General features: G+C 54.1%; 2 tRNA genes and 1 rRNA gene. All 3 read left to right on the plus strand.

Annotated elements, in window-relative coordinates:
• Window positions 1-83: ribosomal RNA gene (locus FJM51_RS25525) — 16S ribosomal RNA — on the plus strand; the annotation flags it as partial.
• 101 nt (window positions 84-184) lie between these two features.
• Window positions 185-258 (plus strand) — tRNA-Ile (locus FJM51_RS25530).
• Window positions 259-271: 13 nt separating this feature from the next.
• A tRNA-Ala gene (locus FJM51_RS25535) sits at window positions 272-345 on the plus strand.
• Window positions 346-591: the final 246 nt, after the last annotated feature.

Genomic DNA, 591 nt, shown 5'->3' on the forward strand with positions numbered 1-591 from the left:
AGCCGTCTAGGGTAAAACTGGTAACTGGGGCTAAGTCGTAACAAGGTAGCCGTACCGGAAGGTGCGGCTGGATCACCTCCTTTCTAGGGAAGATCCCGGGCTCCGGACTCTTAATCCGATGCTCTGTTTCAAGCATTCCTTTCAAAAAAGCATTCAATCGGGCGGCCAGGCCCGGCCATGAAGCGGGCTTGTAGCTCAGGTGGTTAGAGCGCTACACTGATAATGTAGAGGTCCGTGGTTCGAGTCCACGCAGGCCCACCGCGAATTACCTGGGGGATTAGCTCAGCTGGCTAGAGCGCCTGCTTTGCACGCAGGAGGTCAACGGTTCGACTCCGTTATTCTCCACACCGATTACCAGTACCAAGGCAAGGACAAAAGGTTTTTGCTTCACGCTTAAGGGGAAGTTAACGGCAAAGAGGGAAGGGTTAACCTAACTCAGAACTCGGCACCCGTAACTCGTACCTTAAGGAACGTTCTTTGACATGTTGGGAGAGAGATAAAGAAAAGAAGACTAGGCTCTGGCAACAGAGCCCTAGTGCGAGAGAGGCGGGCCGGCCCACGCTTGTGGGGCCGGCCGAAGACGCTAAAGAA

The sequence above is a fragment of the Amaricoccus solimangrovi genome (assembly GCF_006385685.1).
Lineage (GTDB): Bacteria > Pseudomonadota > Alphaproteobacteria > Rhodobacterales > Rhodobacteraceae > Amaricoccus > Amaricoccus solimangrovi.